Raw genomic sequence first — 20,078 nt, forward strand, 5'->3', positions numbered from 1 at the left:
TTTTGCAGCAAATAAGCATCAGGGATACGTCGCGCGCCCGAAATTGTCAACCGGGCGCGGGGTTTTAGCACAGCGTGGCGACGATCAATGAATCGGCATTAAAAAATGCTGTGACCTCAGCACCTTCTTCTGGATTGAGCGCCGCGACCTGTGCAGCCGTTAGCGTGGCGCATACCCGCTGCCCACCGGCTACGGTGACGACCACTTCACTCTGGTCCTCGGCGTGCTCAATGGCGCTGATGACGCCAGCGAGCTGGTTGTCTGCACCTGCCGCCTGGGCAGCGTCGCGGGCGATGTGTACCCAGGGCGCTTTCAGCAACACCAGCACTTCCCGGCCCGTCTCCAGCCCGAGCCGTTCCGCGCTGCGCGCGGTAATCGCCGCGTTTAACCGGGTGACGCCATCCGCCAGCAAAATGGTGAGATGTTCCTGCACCGAGTGACGATCGCGATGGGTAACGGTGCCGAACCACTGGTTACGGGCGCTGGTTTGCAGAGAAAACCGCGAGATCGCCGCCAACAAGCTATCCAGCGGCAGGCTGTCATCGCTCAGCACGTCAAAGGCTTTCTGCTGAATTTGCCCCAGCAGATCGTAAAGCTGGATCAGGCGCTTGCCGTACGTTGTCACCACCGCGCCGCCGCCGCCTTTGCCACCGGTCGCCCGGTCCACCAGCGGCTGATCGCTGAGCTGGTTCATCTCGTTGATGGCGTCCCAGGCGCTCTTATAACTGATGTTAGCGAGCTTCGCGCCCTGGCTAATTGAACCGGTATGTTCTATTTGTTTAAGCAGCGCAATGCGTCGCGGGTCAGCAAACAGGCGCTGCTGAAGTTTAAGAGTAAGAAGAATTTCCGCTTGCATATCCGGCTCCTGGTAAAACGGCTATTGTGACTGAAAGCCGGACGGCGACGCAAATGGCACAAAAAGGAGAGTGCGTTTTTTATGAGGGACGTTAAAATAACGCTCCCTGTATTCTGGAGGCTACCATGTTCGAGTTGTTGAAAAGTCTGGTGTTTGCCGTAATCATGGTGCCCGTGGTGATGGCTATCATCCTGGGTTTGATTTATGGCCTGGGCGAAGTGTTTAACGTCTTCTCCACTATCGGTCACAAAGACCGCTCAAAGCAGCAGCACTGATTCCCCCCAACGCCCGGTTTGTCCGGGCGTTTTCTCTCAAGTCCCCTCACATTTTGCCGATTAATGCTTTGAATATCTGATGTGCACCGTTATATTGCTCGATACATAACGATGCTCAATGGAGAAGCACATGGCGACTAAATGGTTGAAACTAACGGCGGGTATTGCCCTCTCTCTGGGTCTGGCAACGCAAACGCTGGCGGCTGACGGCAAAATCACCGTATTTGCAGCGGCGTCCCTGACTAACGCGATGCAGGACATCGCGACCCAGTATAAAAAAGAGAAGCAGGTGGACGTGGTGTCCTCGTTTGCTTCGTCATCGACCCTGGCGCGTCAGATTGAAGCGGGCGCACCGGCGGACCTGTTTATCTCCGCCGATCAGAAGTGGATGGATTACGCCAGCGATAAAAAATCCATCGACGCCGCCACTCGCGAAACGCTGCTGGGCAACAGCCTGGTGGTGGTTGCGCCGAAAGCGAGCCAGCAGGGCGATATTGCGATCAACCAGAAAACCGACTGGCAGAGCCTGCTGAAAGGTGGCCGTCTGGCGGTGGGCGATCCGGAACACGTTCCGGCAGGTATTTACGCCAAAGAAGCGCTGCAAAAACTGGGCGCGTGGGATAAAGTCAGCCCGAGCCTGGCTCCGGCGGAAGACGTACGCGGCGCGCTGGCGCTGGTGGAGCGTAACGAAGCGCCGCTGGGCATTGTTTACGGTTCTGACGCGGTCGCCGGTAAAGGCGTCAAAGTGGTAGGCACCTTCCCGGAAGATTCCCACAAAAAAGTGGAATACCCAATGGCCATCATCGACGGGCATAATAACGCCGACGTGAAGGCGTTTTACGATTACCTGAAAGGGCCGCAGGCGGCGGCAATCTTTAAACAATACGGATTTACGACCCACTAATGATCTTAACGGAACCCGAATGGCAGGCCGTGTTGCTGAGCCTCAAAGTCTCATCGATTGCAGTATTGATTAGTTTGCCCTTCGGGATCTTGTGCGCCTGGGTGCTGGTAAGATGCAGCTTCCCGGGCAAATCGCTGTTCGATAGCCTGATCCACCTGCCGCTGGTGCTGCCGCCGGTGGTGGTGGGTTATTTACTGCTGGTGGCGATGGGGCGGCGCGGGTTTATCGGACAGTGGCTGTACGACTGGTTTGGTCTCACCTTCGCTTTTAGCTGGCGCGGCGCGGTACTGGCCGCTGGCGTCATGTCATTTCCGCTGATGGTGCGCGCGATCCGCCTGGCGCTGGAAGCGGTAGATTTAAAGCTTGAGCAGGCGGCGCGCACCCTTGGCGCAGGCCGCTGGCGGGTGTTTTTCACCATCACCTTGCCGCTGACCTTACCCGGCATTATTGCCGGTACGGTGTTAGCCTTTGCGCGATCGCTGGGCGAGTTCGGCGCGACCATCACCTTTGTTTCCAATATTCCTGGCGAAACCCGCACCATTCCCTCCGCCATGTACACCCTGATCCAGACGCCGGGCGGTGAAAGCGCGGCGGCGCGGCTGTGCCTGATTTCCATCGTGCTGGCGGTGATGTCACTGATGATCGCTGAATGGCTGGCGCGGATTAGCCGTAAGCGGATGGGGAACTGATTATGCTGGAACTCAATTTTTCCCAGACGCTGGGCAGCCATCACCTGAAGGTCAATGAAACCCTGCCGGGGCAGGACGTGACGGCGGTTTTCGGCGTCTCCGGCGCGGGTAAAACCTCGCTGATTAACGCCATTTGCGGGCTGACTCGCCCGGAATCCGGGCGGATTGTGCTTAACGATCGGGTGTTGAGCGACGCGGAACAAAAGATTTTCCTGCCGCCGGAAAAGCGCCGGGTCGGCTACGTTTTTCAGGACGCGCGCCTGTTCCCGCACTATAAAGTGAGCGGCAACCTGCGCTACGGCATGGCGAAATCCATGGCCGGGCAGTTCGATAAGCTGGTGGCGCTGCTGGGCATTGAACCTCTGCTGGATCGCTTGCCCGGCTCGCTGTCCGGCGGCGAAAAGCAGCGGGTGGCGATTGGCCGCGCGCTGTTAACCGCCCCGGAGCTGCTGCTGCTGGACGAGCCGCTGGCCTCGCTGGATATCCCGCGCAAACGCGAACTGCTGGCCTATCTCCAGCGGCTGACGCGCGAGATCCAGACCCCGATGCTCTACGTCAGCCACTCGCTGGAAGAGATTGTCCAGCTTGCCGATAACGTGCTGGTGCTGGACAACGGCAGCGTGAAAGCCTTTGGCAGCCTGGAATCGGTATGGGGCAGCGCGGTGATGCACCCGTGGCTGCCGCGCGAACAGCAGAGCAGCGTGCTGAAAGTCAGCGTGCTGGAGCACCATCCGCATTACGCCATGACCGCGCTGGCGCTCGGCGATCAGCATATCTGGGTCAACCGCATCGATAAACCGTTGCAGTCAGCGCTGCGAATTCGCATTCAGGCGTCGGACGTGTCTTTGGTGCTGCAACCGCCGGTTAACAGCAGCATTCGCAACGTGCTGCGGGCGAAAGTGGTCAATCTGCTGGATGATGATGGGCAGGTGGAAGTGCAGCTGGACGTCGGCACCCGGACGCTGTGGGCGCGTATCAGCCCCTGGGCGCGGGACGAACTGAGTATCAAACCGGGCCAGTGGCTGTACGCGCAGATCAAAAGCGTGTCGATTACCGCCTGATCACAGCAGGTGCTGATAAATCGCCTCGGCGATGCTCGGTTCGGTATTCAGGCCAATCACCGTGTTGACGCGATCTTTAATCGCCTGGTCGGCGTTGCCCATGGCGATGCCCAGCCCGGCGCGCTCCAGCATGCTTAAATCGTTATAGTTATCGCCGAACGCCACCACGTCCTGCATGGTCATGCCCTGGGACTCCACCCATTGCGCCAGGCGGTTGCCTTTGCTGTTGCCCGCCAGCGCTACGTCCACCTGATCGTGCCACGACCATTCGCAGGCAAAGCCGAATTTTTCTTCAATGTGCGCCACCACCTCATGCAGCCTGCCGAGATCCGCATCGGTGAGCGCGAATTTCCAGATGGCGTCGGCCTGCTGCGCCGCGTCGCGCAGGGAAGGCACCTGCAAAAACACCGGACGCTGATGCTCTGGCAAGCTGCGCGCCCAGTTTTCGGTGCGCAGTACGTGCCCGGTCGGCAGCTGGTACAGCATGGCGTTGTCTACGTACATCAGGCCGTGAACCTGGTGTTGCTCCAGCACATCAATCAGCTGCTGGGCTTCAACGGCAGGCATCGGGTTGGATGCCAGCACGTTTTTTGCATGATAATCATACAAATAAGTGCCATTACAACAAATAGCAGGTGTATCCAGCGCCAGCGCCTGATAAAAAGGGTGAATGGCGACATGATGGCGACCGGTGACAATCAGCACCTGATAACCTGCTTCGCGCGCGCGCTTTAGCGCCTCCAGCGATTCCGGCAAGATGGTTTTTTGCGGCGTGAGCAGGGTTCCGTCTAAATCAAGGGCGATGACACGATAGGGCATGGGCAGATTCCCGTCAGGTATTGTTCAGAAAAGGTTCGGTTGATGGTACACCGCAACCGCGCCGGGTCAAAATCACCGTTTCGCCTTCGGCACATTGCGACAAAACACGCTACCCTTTTGAAGACTTAACGCTCACGTGAGGAAAGGAGTATTCATGAAACAAACCGTTTATACCGCCAGCCCGGAAAGCCAGCAGATCCACGTCTGGCGTCTTAACCCAACGGGCGAGCTCACGCTGTTGCAGGTGGTCGATGTGCCAGGCCAGGTGCAGCCGATGGTCATCAGCCCGGATAAGCGTTACCTCTACGTTGGCGTGCGCCCGGAATTTCGCGTCATCGCCTACCGCATCTCCCCGGACGAGGGCACATTAAACTTTGAGGCGGAAGCGGCGCTGCCCGGTAGCCCGACTCATATTTCCACCGATCATCACGGCAAATTCCTGTTCAGCGGCTCTTACGGCGCAGGCTGCGTCAGCGTGACGCCGCTTAACGACGGCATCCCCGGCGAAGTGGTTGACGTGGTGGAAGGGCTGGATGGCTGCCACTCGGCGAACATCTCCCCGGATAACCGCACCCTGCTGGTGCCCGCCCTGAAGCAGGATCGCATCTGCCTGTTTACCGTGAGCGATGACGGCAACCTGATCGCGCAAACCCCGCCGGAGCTCAATACCGTCGAAGGCGCAGGTCCGCGCCATATGGCGTTCCACCCGAACCATCAGTTTGCCTACAGCGTGAACGAGCTGAATGGCACCGTGGACGTCTGGGCGCTGCAGTCGCCGAACGGCAAAATTGAATGCATCCAGACGCTGGACATTATGCCGCCGGACTTTGCCGACACCCGTTGGGCGGCAGATATTCATATCACCCCGGATGGCCGCCACCTGTATACCTGCGATCGTACCGCCAGCATTGTGACGGTGTTCAGCGTCTCCGAAGACGGCAGCGTGCTGGCGGTGGAAGGGTACCACCCGACCGAAACCCAGCCGCGCGGTTTTAATATCGATCATAGCGGTAAATACCTGATCGCCGCCGGGCAGAAGTCGCACCATATTTCTGTGCATGCGATTGAAGGCGCTCAGGGGCTGCTGCGTGATGTCGGGCGCTATGCCGTGGGTCAGGGCCCGATGTGGGTGGTGATCGACGCGCGTTAAGGGCGAAAAAAAAGCGGACAGGCCTGAGGCGTGTCCGCTCAATAATCAGGCGCATTTTTCATGCGCCTTTTTTATTACTGTTTCGGCTCGGCAACCACCTGGCTACCCAGACCGCGGTTATTGAACTCCCACATGCGGTTGAAGTTGTTGTCGTTCAACTCGCGCTGCAGTTTGTCATCCGCCATGGTGCCGGTATTGCCCGCGAACGGACGTTTGGAACCCAGCGCATCGCCCCACGGCCTGGCTTTGTTAAAGCCTTCGTTAATCACGCTGTCGCGGATAACCACCTGACCGTTGGCGGTCTGGTTAGCGGTATAGCCGTTTTCAGACGCTTCGATATCCCACGCGCGGCCCAACTGCGCTACGCCGTCGCCGTTCGCCACAAAGCGGCTGTTGGTCGCCAGGAAGCCGTACCAGATGTTCGGCTGAGTCGCCGGGGCAAACACGTAGCCTTCCTGCTGGGTACGGGAATTCACCACCCGGAACTCGGTGTTGTCAAACACCACCGCGCCGCGACCAGCAACCAGATCCACGTCGCCTTCCACATAGCTGTTAGTTACCAGCGTGCGGGTCTGACGGTTGTTCACGATGCGGTTTTGCAGATCGCTGTTGGTCACGAAGAACGTGTTCTGACGGCCCAGAATGTTCACTTTATCGATCTGAACTTTGTCGCCATCGCTGCGCAGCGCGACCGCCTGATGATTACCGGCATCCACGCTGTCGCCCAGATTGTTCTCGATGGTCAGATTCTGCAATTGCAGCCCGTTGTTCTGTGACCACACCACGGCGGAACACATCAGGCCGACAGTGGCCTCGCGGCGGTTCTGGCAGTTATCGAACATATACCAGGCCGGTTTGCCCGGCATGTATTTGCCTGACGGGTTAACCGTATGACGCCAGGTCGCGCGATCCATTTCAGAATCCAGCGCCGCGCCGATTTTCACGTCTGCCGGGTTTTCACCCAGGCCGTACAGCGTCACGCTGCCGGAGGCGGCAGGAATATACACGGTGCCTTCATACGTACCCGGCATAATCGCAATGTACTGACGGGTGCTGGTGTGCTTGATAATCGCCGCATCCACCGCCGCCTGAATCGAGGTATGGGTCACGCCTGCGGTGCCTGCCGGGCCGACCACAAAGTCAGGCTGGGCGGGAACGGCGATTTTTACCGGTGACCACGGTGCCGCGTTCGGGTCCATGGCGGAGAAATAGCGTGAGGCGACAAAGTTCTGCGCTTCGTTAGCCGACAGGATCGGGCGCGATGCGGTGCCTGGCGCTGTTTGCTCGGACGGACGCTGGTCCGGCGGCGTTGAGCTACAGGCGGTCAGTGTCACGCCAACGGCAAAAGCCAGCGCCAGACGGGAAACCGAAAATCTGTTCAAGGGATGCTCCTTGCTGTGTCAAAAAGGATGAGTGCTGAAATAGCCTGCTTTTTTAACCTAACTTGATCAAAACGGGAAGCTAAAGCGCTAAAAAGTTAATTTTATCCGCGCTTTCGTGAACTGTGAATGGCGGGCAGGTTGACAAGTCCGACAGGTTGCCAATAAATGTATAGACAACCCATGACAAGCGAACATCATGACCACAACCCTGCTTCCCGGTGATGTTATCTGGCGTAACGGGCGACTCGCCACGCTCGACCCGGCTATCGATACGCCCTATGGCCTGCTGGAACATCACGATCTTATTGTCCGCCACGGCAAGATCCTGGCCGTGACGCCCGCGCTGGCTAACCCCGGGTGTGAAATCATCGACCTGCAGGGGCGGCTGGTGACGCCGGGGCTGATCGACTGCCATACCCATCTGGTTTACGGCGGCAACCGCGCCCAGGAGTGGGAACAGCGGCTGAACGGCGTGTCCTACCAGCAAATCAGCGCCCAGGGCGGCGGGATTAACGCCACCGTTAAAGCTACCCGCGCCGCGTCTGCCGTACAGCTGCAGCACATGGCGCAGCAGCGGCTGAACGCGCTAATGCGTGAAGGGGTGACGACGATTGAGGTGAAATCGGGCTATGGTCTGAATCTGGACGACGAACAGAAAATGCTGCGGGTGGCGCAAAGGCTGGCGCAAACCAATCCGGTAGAGATCGCCGCAACTTTACTGGCGGCCCACGCCACGCCGTCGGAGTATAAAGGCGATCCTGACGGCTATATCGACTACGTCTGCGACACGATATTGCCCGCGCTATGGGAGCAAAAATTGTTCGACGCCGTGGATGCGTTTTGCGAAAACGTCGGTTTCAGCGTGGCGCAGACCGAACGGGTGTTCGCCGCGGCCCAGGCGCTGGGCATCCCGGTGAAAGGGCACGTAGAACAGCTCTCTAATCTGGGCGGGTCGGCGCTGGTGGGGAAATACCACGGCCTGTCCGCCGATCATATTGAATATCTGGACGAGCAGGGCGTGATGGCGCTGCGACAGGGTGGCAGCGTCGCGGTGCTGCTGCCCGGCGCGTTCTATTTCCTGCGCGAAACCCAGCGTCCGCCGGTGGATCTGCTGCGCCAGCACAACGTGCCGATAGCGGTCGCCACCGACATCAACCCCGGCACCAGCCCGTTTGCCAGCCTGCATCTGGCGATGAATATGGCCTGCGTGCAGTTTGGCCTGACGCCGGAAGAGGCGTGGGCAGGCGTAACGCGCCATGCCGCGCGGGCGTTAGGTAAACAACACACTCACGGCCAACTTGCCGCCGGGTTCGTCGCCGACTTTATCGTCTGGGATGCCGAACAGCCGGTGGAAATGGTCTACGAACCCTGCCGTAATCCGCTGCACTGCCGGGTTTATCGCGGCGAAGCCCAATTTTTAGAGGGGAAATCCCTGTGACGCTCTGGCAACCTGCTCGCGCCGCGCTATGGCAGGGGCGCAACGATCTGGCGGAAGCCGACAACGCGCTGCGCGTGTTTCAGACCCTCCAACACCGCACGGTATTCGAACCTGAAGCCGAAGGCATCGCGCTGCTGGGCTTCGCCTGCGACGAAGGCGTGAAGCGCAATCACGGTCGGCCCGGCGCACAAAAGGGGCCGGATACGTTACGCAGCGCGCTGGCGAATATGGCCAGCCATCGCGGCCACGACCGTCTGGTGGATCTGGGAAATATTCACGCGCAGCCGGACGCGCTGGAAGCCGCGCAGGATGCGCTGAGTGACGCGGTAAAACAGTGCCACCAGGCCGGGATGCGCACCCTGGTATTTGGCGGCGGCCATGAAACCGCCTTTGGCCACGGGCGCGGCGTACTCGACGCCTGGCCCGACGCGCGCATTGCCATTATCAATATCGACGCCCATCTCGATTTACGTCGCGCCGCCCAGGCGACCTCCGGCACACCGTTCCGCCAGCTGGCGCTGCACTGCGAGCAGCAGGGGCGCGAGTTCAATTACACCTGCATTGGCGTTAATCCCGCTGCCAATACCCAGGCGCTGCTGGACGAGGCCGCCCGGCTTAACGTCAGCATCATTTGGGATACAGACTGCCAGCGCCCGGAACAAACCGCGGCGGCAACCCAGATTGCCGCGCTATTGGCGTGGGCGGATAAAATCTATTTAACCATCGATCTGGACGCGCTGCCGGGCTGGCAGATGCCTGCAGTATCGGCACCCGCCGGGCTCGGCATTCCGCTGGACAGACTGCTAACCCTGCTGGAACCGCTGTGCCGCAGCCCGAAGCTTCAGGCCGTCGACCTGGTAGAATTTAACCCGGAATTTGACCGCGACAGTCTTGGCGCGAAGGTGGCGGCGCGGCTGGCGTGGCAAATCGTCCACCAGTGGTCTGATGCGGATAATCACGGATAAGGAACGCTTACTCACTATGTTTTCATCTCAACCCCGTATGGCTGCGGCGCAGGAACCGGTGCCGTTTTACGAAAAAGTGAAACAGTCCATCAGCAGCAACATTCATGCCGGTGTCTGGAAGCCCCACGACCGCATTCCCTCCGAAGCGGAGCTGGTGCAGCAGTTCGGTTTTAGCCGCATGACCATCAACCGGGCGCTGCGCGAGCTTACCGATGAAGGGCTGCTGGTGCGTTTGCAGGGGGTCGGGACCTTTGTCGCCGAGCCGAAAGGCCAGTCGGCGCTGTTTGAAATTCGCAGCATTGCCGATGAGATCGCCGCGCGTAATCATCGCCACCGCAGCGAGGTATTACTGCTGGAGCGGATTAACGCCGATGCCCGCCAGGCCACGGCGCTGGGGCTGACGGAAGGCACGCCGGTGTTTCACTCGCTGCTGGTGCATTATGAAAACGACGTGCCGGTGCAAATTGAGGATCGGGTAGTGAATACCCACGCGGCCCCGGACTATCTGGCGCAGGATTTCACCCTCACCACGCCGCATGCCTATCTGTCGCAGGCCGCGCCGCTAACCGAAGGCGAGCATATCGTCGAAGCGGTGCGCGCCAGCCAGCAGGAGCGCGACTGGCTCAGTATCGATGCCGACGAGCCGTGCCTGCTGATCCGCCGCCGCACCTGGTCGGTCAACCATATTGTCTCCCACGCGCGGCTGCTGTTTCCCGGTTCCCGCTACCGCCTGCAAGGGCGATTCATGTCCTGATGATGTAACCATTTTGTTAATTATGTGATGGCCTGCACAGGGTCATCACTCAGGTACGGCTAAATTTTTTAAATGTCTATACAAGTATAGTCCTCTACATTCTGTCACCCTGTTTAAGGAGCTGGTCATGCAGCACGATAAATACCGCGAAGGCGAAATTCGCGCCCCACGAGGCACCACGTTGAATGCCAAAAGCTGGCTGACTGAAGCCCCGCTGCGCATGTTGATGAACAACCTCGATCCTGACGTCGCGGAAAACCCTAACGCGCTGGTGGTGTATGGCGGTATTGGTCGTGCGGCGCGCAACTGGGAATGCTATGACGCCATCATCAAAGCGTTAAAAGAGCTGGAAGACGATCAGACTCTGCTGGTGCAGTCCGGCAAGCCGGTCGGGGTATTTACCACCCACAGCAACGCGCCGCGCGTGCTGATTGCTAACTCCAATCTGGTGCCGCGCTGGGCCTCCTGGGAACACTTCAACGAACTCGACGCCAAAGGCCTGGCGATGTACGGGCAGATGACCGCTGGTAGCTGGATCTACATCGGCAGTCAGGGCATCGTGCAGGGCACTTACGAAACCTTTGTGGAAGCCGGTCGCCAGCACTATAACGGCAATTTACAGGGCCGCTGGGTGTTAACCGCCGGTCTGGGCGGCATGGGCGGCGCGCAGCCGCTGGCCGCTACCCTGGCGGGGGCCTGTTCGCTGACCATTGAATGCCAGCAAAGCCGCATCGATTTCCGCCTGCGCACCCGCTATGTGGATGAACAGGCCGACTCGCTGGATGACGCCCTGGCGCGTATCAAACGCTACACCGGCGAAGGCAAAGCGGTCTCCATCGCCCTGTGCGGCAACGCGGCGGAAATTCTGCCGCAGCTGGTAGAACGCGGCGTGCGCCCGGATATGGTCACCGACCAGACCAGCGCCCACGATCCGCTGCGTGGTTATTTGCCAGCGGGCTGGACGTGGGAGGAGTATCAGCAGGCCGGAACCCACGAGCCGGAGCGCGTCATCAAAGCGGCGAAACAGTCTATGGCGCAGCACGTGCAGGCGATGCTGGCGTTCCATCAGAGGGGCGTTCCGACTTTCGATTACGGCAATAACCTGCGCCAGATGGCCAAAGAGAGCGGGGTGGAGAACGCCTTTGATTTCCCCGGTTTCGTCCCGGCGTTTATTCGCCCGCTGTTCTGTCGCGGCATTGGCCCGTTCCGCTGGGTGGCGCTGTCCGGCGACCCGGAAGATATCTACAAAACTGATGCCAAAGTGAAGGAACTGATTACCGACGACGTGCATCTGCACCGCTGGCTGGACATGGCCCGCGAGCGCATCAGCTTCCAGGGCTTGCCGGCGCGCATCTGCTGGGTCGGGCTGGAATGGCGGCAAAAACTCGGCCTGGCATTTAACGAAATGGTGCGCAGTGGCGAAGTCAGCGCGCCGATTGTGATTGGCCGCGACCATCTGGACTCCGGCTCGGTCGCCAGCCCGAACCGGGAAACCGAAGCCATGCGTGACGGCTCCGACGCGGTCTCCGACTGGCCGCTGCTCAACGCCCTGTTAAACACCGCCAGCGGCGCGACCTGGGTATCGCTGCACCACGGCGGTGGCGTGGGCATGGGCTTTTCGCAACATGCGGGCATGGTGATCGTCTGCGACGGCACTGACGAAGCCGCCCAGCGTATCGCCCGCGTGCTGCACAACGACCCGGCCACCGGCGTGATGCGCCATGCCGATGCGGGCTACCCGAGCGCCATCGACTGCGCGGTGGAGCAGGGGCTGAATTTACCGATGGTTCCGGCAACCCAGGAGAAAAAATAATGCGTACCCTTCGACTGACGCCGGGCCAACTGAGCCTGGCGGATCTGCGCCAGATTTACAGCGCGCCACTCAAGCTGGAGCTGGATAACGGCGCGTTTGACGACATCAACCGCAGCGTGCAGTGCGTTAACGATATTCTTGCCGAAGGCCGCACCGCCTACGGCATCAACACCGGTTTTGGCCTGCTGGCGTCAACGCGCATCGCCAGCGAAGATCTGGAAAATCTCCAGTGTTCGCTGGTGTTGTCCCATGCGGCGGGCGTCGGCGAGGCGCTGGACGACGCGCTGGTACGCCTGATCATGGTGCTGAAAATCAACAGCCTGGCGCGCGGCTATTCCGGTATCCGGCTGGAAGTGATTCAGGCGCTGCAGGCGCTGGTCAATGCCGAGGTTTATCCGCGTATCCCGGCCAAAGGCTCGGTAGGTGCCAGCGGCGATCTGGCCCCGCTGGCGCATATGTCCCTGACGCTGCTGGGCGAAGGGCAGGCGCGCTACCAGGGCGAGTGGCTGCCCGCCGTCGAGGCGCTGTCCAAAGCCGGACTCACGCCGATCACCCTGGCGGCGAAAGAGGGCCTGGCGTTGCTCAACGGCACCCAGGCATCCACGGCATTTGCGCTGCGCGGCCTGTTCGAGGCGGAAGAGCTGTTCGCCTCCGCCGTGGTCAGTGGGGCGTTAACCACCGAAGCGGTGCTGGGATCTCGCCGTCCGTTTGATGCCCGGATCCACGCGGTTCGCGGTCAGAAAGGGCAAATCGACAGCGCGGCGCTGTTCCGCCACGTGCTGACCGACGACAGTGAAATCTCCCAGTCCCATCACAACTGTGAAAAAGTGCAGGACCCGTACTCGCTGCGCTGCCAGCCGCAGGTGATGGGCGCGTGCCTGACGCAAATGCGCCAGGCGGCGGACGTGCTGCTGGTGGAAGCTAACGCGGTATCCGATAACCCGCTGGTGTTTGCCGAGCAACAAGAGGTGATTTCCGGCGGCAATTTCCACGCCGAACCGGTGGCGATGGCGGCCGATAACCTGGCGCTGGCGCTGGCGGAAATCGGCGCGCTGTCCGAGCGGCGCATCGCGCTGATGATGGATAAACATATGTCGCAGCTGCCGCCGTTCCTGGTGAAAAACGGTGGGGTGAACTCCGGATTTATGATCGCTCAGGTTACCGCAGCGGCGCTGGCCAGCGAAAACAAAGCGCTGGCGCACCCGTCGAGCGTGGACAGCCTGCCGACTTCGGCCAACCAGGAAGACCATGTTTCGATGGCCCCCGCCGCCGGGCGTCGGCTGTGGGAGATGGCCAGCAACACCCGTGGCGTGTTAGCGGTGGAGTGGCTGGCGGCCTGTCAGGGGATAGATTTGCGTGAAGGGCTGAAATCCAGCCCGACTCTGGAAAAGGCGCGCCATATTCTGCGCGATAAAGTGACGTACTACGCTCAGGATCGCTACTTCGCGCCGGATATCGAGGCGGCAATATCGTTGCTCAGCCAGCGCCGACTGGCGGCATTACTGCCTGATTTCCTGTAAAACAGACGGCGGCGCAAGGCCGCCGTTTCACTACACGTAAATCGCGGTCAGCGAGGCGCTACCCAGGCTGTGGAAATGCACGTTAAAGCCTACCATTGCGCCGCTGGCCTCTTCGTCCACATCGATATGCTCCACATCCAGCGCATACACCGTAAAGATATAGCGGTGGGATTCGCCCTTCGGCGGGGCCGCGCCGCCGTAGCCTGTCTTGCCGAAATCAGTACGGGTCTGTACCGCGCCTTCCGGCAACGCCGCCTGGCCTGAACCCGACCCCTGCGGCAGCACCCGCGTATCCGCCGGTAAATTCGCCACCACCCAGTGCCACCAGCCGGAACCGGTTGGCGCGTCGGGATCGTAGCAGGTTACGACAAAACTTTTGGTGCCCGGCGGCACCTCGTCCCAGGCGAGATGCGGGGAGATATTATCGCCTTCGTATCCCATGCCGTTAAACACATGGCGGAGCGGGAGTTTTTCGCCGTCCGTTATGTCCCGACTGAATAATTTCATAGGCGCTCCTTAAGCAGTTTTGAATGAATTTCACTTCACGAAGTGTAGTGCATTCGGCCTGGGATCAGCGAAACAGCGCAGGGTCGTTTATGGCCTTCGCCACGGTGGCGGTTAACCGGCTCAGCTGTTCGGCGGAAATCACATACGGCGGCATCAGGTAAATCAGCCGGCCAAACGGCCTGATCCACACCCCATGTTCGACAAAGAATTTCTGGAGCCGCGCCATATCGACGGGGGTGTGGGTCTCCACCACGCCAATTGCGCCCAGTACCCGCACGTCCGCCACCTGCGGCGATTCCCGGCAGGGGGCCAGTTCGGTGTTTAGCTGTTTTTCAATCGCAGCGACCTGTTCGCGCCATGCGCCGGTTTCCAGAATTGCCAGGCTTTCCGTCGCTACCGCACAGGCCAGCGGATTGCCCATAAACGTCGGGCCGTGCATAAAGCAGCCCGCTGCGCCGTCGCTGATGGTATTCGCGACGTGGCGGGTGGCCAGCGTGGCGGAAAGTGTCATGGTGCCGCCGGTAATGGCTTTGCCGAGGCATAAAATATCCGGCGTGATGCCCGCATGTTCGCAGGCGAACAGCTTGCCGCTGCGGCCAAAGCCGGTGGCAATCTCATCGGCAATCAGCAGGATGCCTTCGCGGTCGCACATCTTGCGGATGCGCCGCAGCCACTCTGGATGGTAAAAGCGCATCCCGCCCGCGCCCTGAACGATCGGCTCAAGAATAACGGCGGCGATATCGTGGCGGTGGGCCGCCATCAGCCGGGCGAACGGCGCGATATCCCGCTCGTCGAATTCCCCATCAAAACGGCTGGCCGGAGCCGGAGCGAACAGGTTTTCCGGCAGGTAGCCTTTCCACAAGCTGTGCATTGAATTATCGGGATCGCACACCGACATCGCGCCAAACGTGTCGCCATGGTAGCCGTGACGGAAGGTCAGAAACCGCTGGCGCGACTCGCCTCTGGCGTGCCAGTACTGCAACGCCATTTTCATCGCCACTTCCACCGCTACCGAACCGGAATCCGCCAGAAACACGCACTCCAGCGCGGCGGGCGTCATCGCGACCAGCTTGCGGCACAGCGCAATGGCGGAAGGATGTGTGATGCCGCCGAACATCACGTGGGACATCTGGTCAATCTGGTTTTTCATCGCCGCGTTAAGGCGCGGATGGTTATAGCCGTGGATCGCCGCCCACCAGGATGACATGCCGTCCACCAGCCGCTCGCCGCTTGCCAGCTCCAGCTCGCATCCTTCGGCCCGCACCACCGGATACACCGGCAGCGGCTGGGTCATCGAGGTATACGGATGCCAGATATGCTGTTGGTCAAAGGCGATGTCCTGTTGCGTTATCATGACTTGTAAACCATTTTAAAAAGAATTAGGTTTACGAGTATAAACCGAACCGATAAGAAGCAACACCCTTTTGGAGAAGCAAGATGGCTGATTCCCCACGCTGGACACTGTCGCAAGTCACTGCACTGTTTGAAAAACCGCTCCTCGATCTGCTGTTTGAGGCGCAGACCGTCCACCGTCAGCACTTCGATCCGCGCCAGGTGCAGGTCAGCACGCTGCTGTCGATCAAAACCGGGGCCTGCCCGGAAGACTGCAAATACTGCCCGCAAAGCTCGCGCTACAAAACCGGCCTCGAAGCCGAAAAACTGATGGAAGTGGAGCAGGTGCTGGATTCGGCGCGCAAGGCCAAAGCCGCCGGATCGACCCGTTTTTGCATGGGCGCAGCCTGGAAAAACCCTCACGAGCGCGATATGCCCTATCTGGAGCAGATGGTGCAGGGCGTCAAATCCATGGGGCTGGAAGCCTGCATGACGCTGGGTACCCTGTCGGATAATCAGGCCCAGCGCCTGGCCTCGGCGGGGCTGGATTACTACAACCACAATCTTGATACCTCCCCGGAATTCTACGGCAACATCATCACCACCCGCAGCTATCAGGAGCGCCTCGATACTCTGGATAAAGTGCGTGACGCCGGGATCAAAGTCTGTTCCGGCGGCATCGTCGGGCTGGGTGAAACCGTTACCGATCGCGCCGGGCTATTGTTGCAGCTGGCGAATCTGCCCACCCCGCCGGAAAGCGTGCCGATCAACATGCTGGTGAAGGTGAAAGGCACGCCGCTGGCGGACAACGACGACGTCGATGCGTTTGACTTTATCCGCACCATCGCGGTAGCGCGCATCATGATGCCGACCTCGTTTGTACGCCTTTCCGCCGGGCGTGAGCAGATGAACGAGCAGACTCAGGCGATGTGCTTTATGGCAGGCGCCAACTCGATTTTCTATGGCTGCAAGCTGCTGACCACGCCAAACCCGGAAGAGGACAAAGATCTGCAACTGTTCCGCAAGCTGGGGATTAACCCGGAGCAAACGGCGGTGCTGTTGGGAGATAACGAGCAGCAGCAGCGGCTGGAAGCGCAGCTCCAGACGCCGGATACCGATGATTATTACAACGCGGCGGTGGTATGAGCTGGCAACAGCGCATCGCAGCCGCCCTTGACGAACGCCGGTCGGTAAACGCCCTGCGTACCCGGATCGTCGGGGAAAGCGACGCCACCGGGTTTATCCACCAGGGCCAGCGCTACCGCAATTTTTCTGGTAACGACTATCTGGGATTAAGCCGCCATCCGGCTATCGTTGAGGCCTGGCAGCAGGGCGCGCAGCGCTACGGCGTGGGCAGCGGCGGCTCCGGGCACGTGACCGGCTTCCATCAGGCGCACCATCGGCTGGAGCAAACCCTGGCGGAGTGGCTGGGCTATTCGCGCGCATTGTTGTTTATCTCCGGGTTTTCGGCGAATCAGGCGGTAATAGGCGCGCTGATGCAAAAAGAGGATCGCATCGTCGCCGACAGGCTGAGCCACGCTTCGCTGCTGGAGGCCGCCAGCTTAAGCCCGGCGACCCTGCGCCGCTTTCACCATAACGACGTTGATTCGCTACAAGCGCTGCTGGATAAACCCCTGACCGGTCAGCAGCTGGCGATCACCGAAGGCGTATTCAGTATGGATGGCGACCGCGCGCCGCTGGCAGAGATCGCGGCAGCGAAGCGCAACGCGCTGCTGATGGTGGATGACGCCCACGGCATCGGCGTGATGGGCGAGGGCGGGCGCGGCAGCTGTGCGGCGGCAAACGTCAAAGCGGATATTCTGGTGGTGACGTTCGGCAAAGCCTTTGGCCTGAGCGGCGCGGCGGTACTGTGCAGCGACGATCTGGCGGATTATCTGTTGCAGTTCGCCCGGCACCTGATTTACAGCACCGCCATGCCGCCCGCCCAGGCGCACGCGCTGCAAACCGCCGTCACGGTGATCCAGCAGGCGGAGGAACAACGTGCCACGCTGCAACGCCATATCGCGCGTTTTCGCCGTCAGATGGTGCATATTCCGCTCCAGTTAGCCGATTCTCAGACCGCCATTCAGCCGATTATCGTCGGTGACAATCAACGTACCCTGCAACTGGCCGCCAGCCTGCGCGAACGCGGGCTGTGGGTGACCGCCATTCGTCCGCCGACGGTGCCGACTGGCAGCGCCCGCTTGCGTATTACCCTGACGGCGGCCCATACCGAAAGCGATATCGACGCACTGCTGGAGGCGCTCCATGACGTCACCCGTGAATAAAACTGCCGTTGCCGCCGCCTTTGGCCGCGCCGCCGCGCACTATGACAGGCATGCCGCGTTTCAGCGTGAAAGCGGCGAGCGGCTGTTGCGGCTGCTGGATAAAACGTCGTTTGCCCGGGTGCTCGACGCGGGGTGCGGCACCGGCTACTTCAGCCGCTACTGGCAGCAGCAGGGGAGTGGCGTGACGGCGCTGGATCTCTCCGACGCGATGCTCAGCGCCGCCGAGGCGAATCAGGCGGCGCAGCGCTATCTGCAGGGTGATATTGAAAACCTGCCGCTGGCAGCGGAAAGCGTCGACTTAGCCTGGAGCAACCTGGCGGTGCAGTGGTGCAGCGATCTTGCTGATGGGGTCCGTGAGCTTTGGCGCGTAACGCGCCCCGGCGGACGTATCGCCTTCAGCACCCTGGTGGCCGGATCTCTCGACGAGCTGCACCAGGCATGGCGCGGCGTGGATAACGCCTGCCACGCCAATACGTTTTTGCCCGTCGAGACGGTGCTGGAAGCCTGCGCGCCATATCCGCTGCACTGGCAGCAAAGCCCGTTGACGCTGAATTTCGCCGATCCGCTCAGCGCCATGCAGTCGCTGAAGGGCATTGGCGCAACCCACCTTCATCGCGGGCGCGAAAATCGGGTATTGACCCGCAGCCAGCTACAGCAGCTGGCGCTGGCCTGGCCGCAGCAGGGCGGACGTTATCCGCTGACCTATCAACTTTTTTGTGGAGTCATAATCCGTGAGTAAACGCTGGTTCATCACCGGAACCGATACCGAAGTGGGCAAAACCGTCGCCAGCTGTGCGTTATTGCAGGCGGCAAACCGCGCGGGCTACCGCACAGCCGGATATAAGCCCGTTGCTTCCGGCAGCGACCTCACCCCTGAGGGCGTGCGCAACGGCGATGCGCTGGCGCTTCAGCGCAACAGTTCGCTGGCGCTGGGATATAGCGAAGTTAACCCGTACGTGTTTGAAGAACCCACTTCGCCGCACCTGGTGAGCCGTACGACAGGCATCGCCATTGAACGCGCCGTGATATCACAGGGGCTGGCGGCGCTGGAACAGAAAGCCGACTGGGTGCAGGTGGAGGGCGCTGGCGGCTGGTTTACCCCGCTCAGTGAAACCTGGACCTTTGCCGAGTGGGTGAGGGAACAACAGTTGCCGGTGATCCTGGTGGTGGGCGTGAAGCTGGGCTGCATCAATCACGCCATGCTGACCGCCGCTGCGGTGCAAGCCGCCGGGCTGCGGCTGGCGGGATGGATCGCCAATGACGTTACGCCGCCTGGCGCACGCCATCAGGACTATTTAGCCTCGCTGCAGGCGCGTATCCCCGCGCCGATGCTGGGCGAAATCCCGTGGCTTGACGACCCGTTTACCCAGGATACGGGCCGTTTTCTGGATATCTCCCTGCTGGATTAGCAGTGAATCAAGGGCAGCAGGCGCGGGTTATCAAGCTGCGCCACGCTGCCCTGGGCCACGCTTCTGCCCTTATGCAACAGACAGAAGCGCTCGGCGACGCGGCGAATAAACGACATCCGCTGCTCCACCATCAATATCGACAGGCCGAAATCTCGGTTCAGCCGCAGCAGCACATCCCCCAACTTGTGAATAAACCCGGCGCTGTTGCCGCGCGTCGGCTCATCGAGGATCAGTAATCTCGGTTGAATGACCAGCGCATTCGCCAGCGCCAGCCGCTGCTGATTTTCATCGCTCAACGCCGCGCCGCGCGTGTGGCGCAGCGGATAAAGCTCGGGAAACAGCGTAAAGGTTGATTCCGGGATCGCGCCGTGGGTTTCTCCGGCGGCGCGCAGGGCGATTTGCAGGTTCTCCTCCACCGTCAGGCCGGAAAAAATCCGCCGGTCGTGCGGCACGTAGCCGATGCCCAGCGCCGCGCGCATATCGGCGCTGGCGTCGTTCAGCTGCTGCGGCGCAAGCCCACCATGCCGCCAGACGATAGTGCCGCTCTGTACCGGCAGATGCCCGGTAATGCAGTTCAGCAGCGTGGTTTTGCCCATCCCCTGCGCACCGGTAATGCAGATGCACTCTCCCGGCAGCATCTCCAGATCTACATTCCATAAAACATGGCGTTCACCATAAAACTGATTCACTGAATGCAAACTCAACATAAGCGCTCCTGGGTTGTACCGCGGCGGATTCAGGGATGCTGCAATTCCTCTGCCAGGGTGGTGGCAGATGAGCCAGCAGAGGGAAAATTAGGACTAAACTCACATATTCGGCCTATTCCCGCTGTTGCGGGCGAGGGCGCAAGATAGCGCTGCACTTTAACAGTGCTTTAACATTCAGCGCTGGTGCAGCGAGAGTTTGCCGACCGGTA

The 20,078-nt window shown here is 60.4% G+C and carries 20 protein-coding genes; 14 read left to right on the forward strand and 6 right to left on the reverse strand.

The window, feature by feature from the left end:
- Positions 1-64 precede the first annotated feature (64 nt).
- Entirely contained in the window at positions 65-856 is a 792-nt protein-coding gene (gene modE / locus FND52_RS00915) for a molybdenum-dependent transcriptional regulator (protein WP_125292481.1), read from the reverse strand.
- Between the two features lie 125 nt (positions 857-981).
- Here modE and FND52_RS00920 point away from each other — a divergent pair, with 125 nt between their 5' ends.
- The 4 genes from FND52_RS00920 (at position 982) to modC (ending at position 3,785) form a co-directional block, all read left to right on the forward strand.
- On the forward strand, positions 982-1,131 hold the full coding sequence (locus FND52_RS00920) for an AcrZ family multidrug efflux pump-associated protein (protein ID WP_125292480.1): 150 nt from the start codon (positions 982-984) through the stop codon (positions 1,129-1,131).
- Positions 1,132-1,261: 130 nt separating this feature from the next.
- Positions 1,262-2,035 carry a molybdate ABC transporter substrate-binding protein gene (gene modA, locus FND52_RS00925; RefSeq protein WP_144129025.1) on the forward strand — a complete coding sequence of 258 codons (774 nt, stop codon included), beginning with the start codon at positions 1,262-1,264 and terminating at the stop codon, positions 2,033-2,035.
- Positions 2,035-2,724, forward strand: a complete 690-nt coding sequence (modB, locus tag FND52_RS00930) for a molybdate ABC transporter permease subunit (protein WP_125292478.1) — start codon at positions 2,035-2,037, stop codon at positions 2,722-2,724. Before modA ends, modB begins: the two co-directional genes overlap by 1 nt.
- A gap of 2 nt (positions 2,725-2,726) precedes the next feature.
- Positions 2,727-3,785, forward strand: a complete 1,059-nt coding sequence (modC, locus tag FND52_RS00935) for a molybdenum ABC transporter ATP-binding protein ModC (RefSeq protein ID WP_144129026.1) — start codon at positions 2,727-2,729, stop codon at positions 3,783-3,785.
- On the opposite strand, the gene FND52_RS00940 is transcribed toward modC, so the two are convergent.
- Entirely contained in the window at positions 3,786-4,604 is an 819-nt protein-coding gene (locus tag FND52_RS00940; RefSeq protein WP_144129027.1) for a pyridoxal phosphatase, read from the reverse strand.
- Positions 4,605-4,758: 154 nt separating this feature from the next.
- On the opposite strand from FND52_RS00940, the gene pgl reads away from it, so the two are divergent.
- Complete coding sequence (pgl, locus tag FND52_RS00945) at positions 4,759-5,754, forward strand: 6-phosphogluconolactonase (RefSeq protein WP_144129028.1); 996 nt, start codon at positions 4,759-4,761, stop codon at positions 5,752-5,754.
- 74 nt (positions 5,755-5,828) lie between these two features.
- On the opposite strand, the gene FND52_RS00950 is transcribed toward pgl, so the two are convergent.
- A complete protein-coding gene (locus FND52_RS00950) occupies positions 5,829-7,136 on the reverse strand; it encodes a putative acyl-CoA thioester hydrolase (protein ID WP_125292474.1) in 1,308 nt (435 codons plus the stop codon).
- 196 nt (positions 7,137-7,332) lie between these two features.
- Between FND52_RS00950 and hutI the strand changes: the two genes are divergently transcribed.
- The 5 genes from hutI to hutH all read left to right on the forward strand — a co-directional run bounded on the left by hutI (position 7,333) and on the right by hutH (position 13,626).
- Entirely contained in the window at positions 7,333-8,574 is a 1,242-nt protein-coding gene (gene hutI / locus FND52_RS00955) for an imidazolonepropionase (protein ID WP_144129029.1), read from the forward strand.
- A complete protein-coding gene (hutG, locus tag FND52_RS00960; protein ID WP_144129030.1) occupies positions 8,571-9,539 on the forward strand; it encodes a formimidoylglutamase in 969 nt (322 codons plus the stop codon). The genes hutI and hutG overlap by 4 nt, the downstream gene beginning before the upstream one ends.
- Positions 9,540-9,555: 16 nt before the next feature.
- Positions 9,556-10,293 (forward strand): histidine utilization repressor, encoded by a 738-nt coding sequence (locus tag FND52_RS00965; protein ID WP_144129031.1) that lies wholly within the window; start codon positions 9,556-9,558, stop codon positions 10,291-10,293.
- 127 nt (positions 10,294-10,420) lie between these two features.
- Positions 10,421-12,106, forward strand: a complete 1,686-nt coding sequence (gene hutU, locus FND52_RS00970; RefSeq protein WP_125292470.1) for a urocanate hydratase — start codon at positions 10,421-10,423, stop codon at positions 12,104-12,106.
- On the forward strand, positions 12,106-13,626 hold the full coding sequence (gene hutH / locus FND52_RS00975) for a histidine ammonia-lyase (RefSeq protein WP_144129032.1): 1,521 nt from the start codon (positions 12,106-12,108) through the stop codon (positions 13,624-13,626). Before hutU ends, hutH begins: the two co-directional genes overlap by 1 nt.
- 30 nt (positions 13,627-13,656) lie before the next feature.
- Here hutH and FND52_RS00980 read toward each other — a convergent pair whose 3' ends face one another.
- Positions 13,657-14,133: a kinase inhibitor gene (locus FND52_RS00980; RefSeq protein WP_125292468.1), complete on the reverse strand. Its 477-nt coding sequence runs from the start codon at positions 14,131-14,133 to the stop codon at positions 13,657-13,659.
- 64 nt (positions 14,134-14,197) lie between these two features.
- On the reverse strand, positions 14,198-15,487 hold the full coding sequence (bioA, locus tag FND52_RS00985) for an adenosylmethionine--8-amino-7-oxononanoate transaminase (RefSeq protein WP_144129033.1): 1,290 nt from the start codon (positions 15,485-15,487) through the stop codon (positions 14,198-14,200).
- 83 nt (positions 15,488-15,570) lie between these two features.
- Here bioA and bioB point away from each other — a divergent pair, with 83 nt between their 5' ends.
- The 4 genes from bioB to bioD are packed head-to-tail and all read left to right on the forward strand — an operon-like array spanning position 15,571 to position 19,162.
- On the forward strand, positions 15,571-16,611 hold the full coding sequence (bioB, locus tag FND52_RS00990; protein WP_144129034.1) for a biotin synthase BioB: 1,041 nt from the start codon (positions 15,571-15,573) through the stop codon (positions 16,609-16,611).
- Positions 16,608-17,753, forward strand: coding sequence for an 8-amino-7-oxononanoate synthase (gene bioF, locus FND52_RS00995; protein ID WP_144129035.1), 1,146 nt, complete (start codon positions 16,608-16,610; stop codon positions 17,751-17,753). The genes bioB and bioF overlap by 4 nt, the downstream gene beginning before the upstream one ends.
- Positions 17,734-18,492 (forward strand): malonyl-ACP O-methyltransferase BioC, encoded by a 759-nt coding sequence (gene bioC / locus FND52_RS01000; RefSeq protein WP_144129036.1) that lies wholly within the window; start codon positions 17,734-17,736, stop codon positions 18,490-18,492. Before bioF ends, bioC begins: the two co-directional genes overlap by 20 nt.
- Positions 18,485-19,162 carry a dethiobiotin synthase gene (bioD, locus tag FND52_RS01005; RefSeq protein ID WP_144129037.1) on the forward strand — a complete coding sequence of 226 codons (678 nt, stop codon included), beginning with the start codon at positions 18,485-18,487 and terminating at the stop codon, positions 19,160-19,162. Before bioC ends, bioD begins: the two co-directional genes overlap by 8 nt.
- Here bioD and FND52_RS01010 read toward each other — a convergent pair.
- Complete coding sequence (locus tag FND52_RS01010; RefSeq protein WP_144129038.1) at positions 19,159-19,869, reverse strand: ABC transporter ATP-binding protein; 711 nt, start codon at positions 19,867-19,869, stop codon at positions 19,159-19,161. The two genes, bioD and FND52_RS01010, sit on opposite strands and share 4 nt — an antisense overlap.
- Between the last annotated feature and the right edge of the window lie 209 nt (positions 19,870-20,078).

Source organism: Atlantibacter subterraneus (assembly GCF_007570865.1).
Taxonomy (GTDB): Bacteria; Pseudomonadota; Gammaproteobacteria; order Enterobacterales; family Enterobacteriaceae; genus Atlantibacter; species Atlantibacter subterraneus.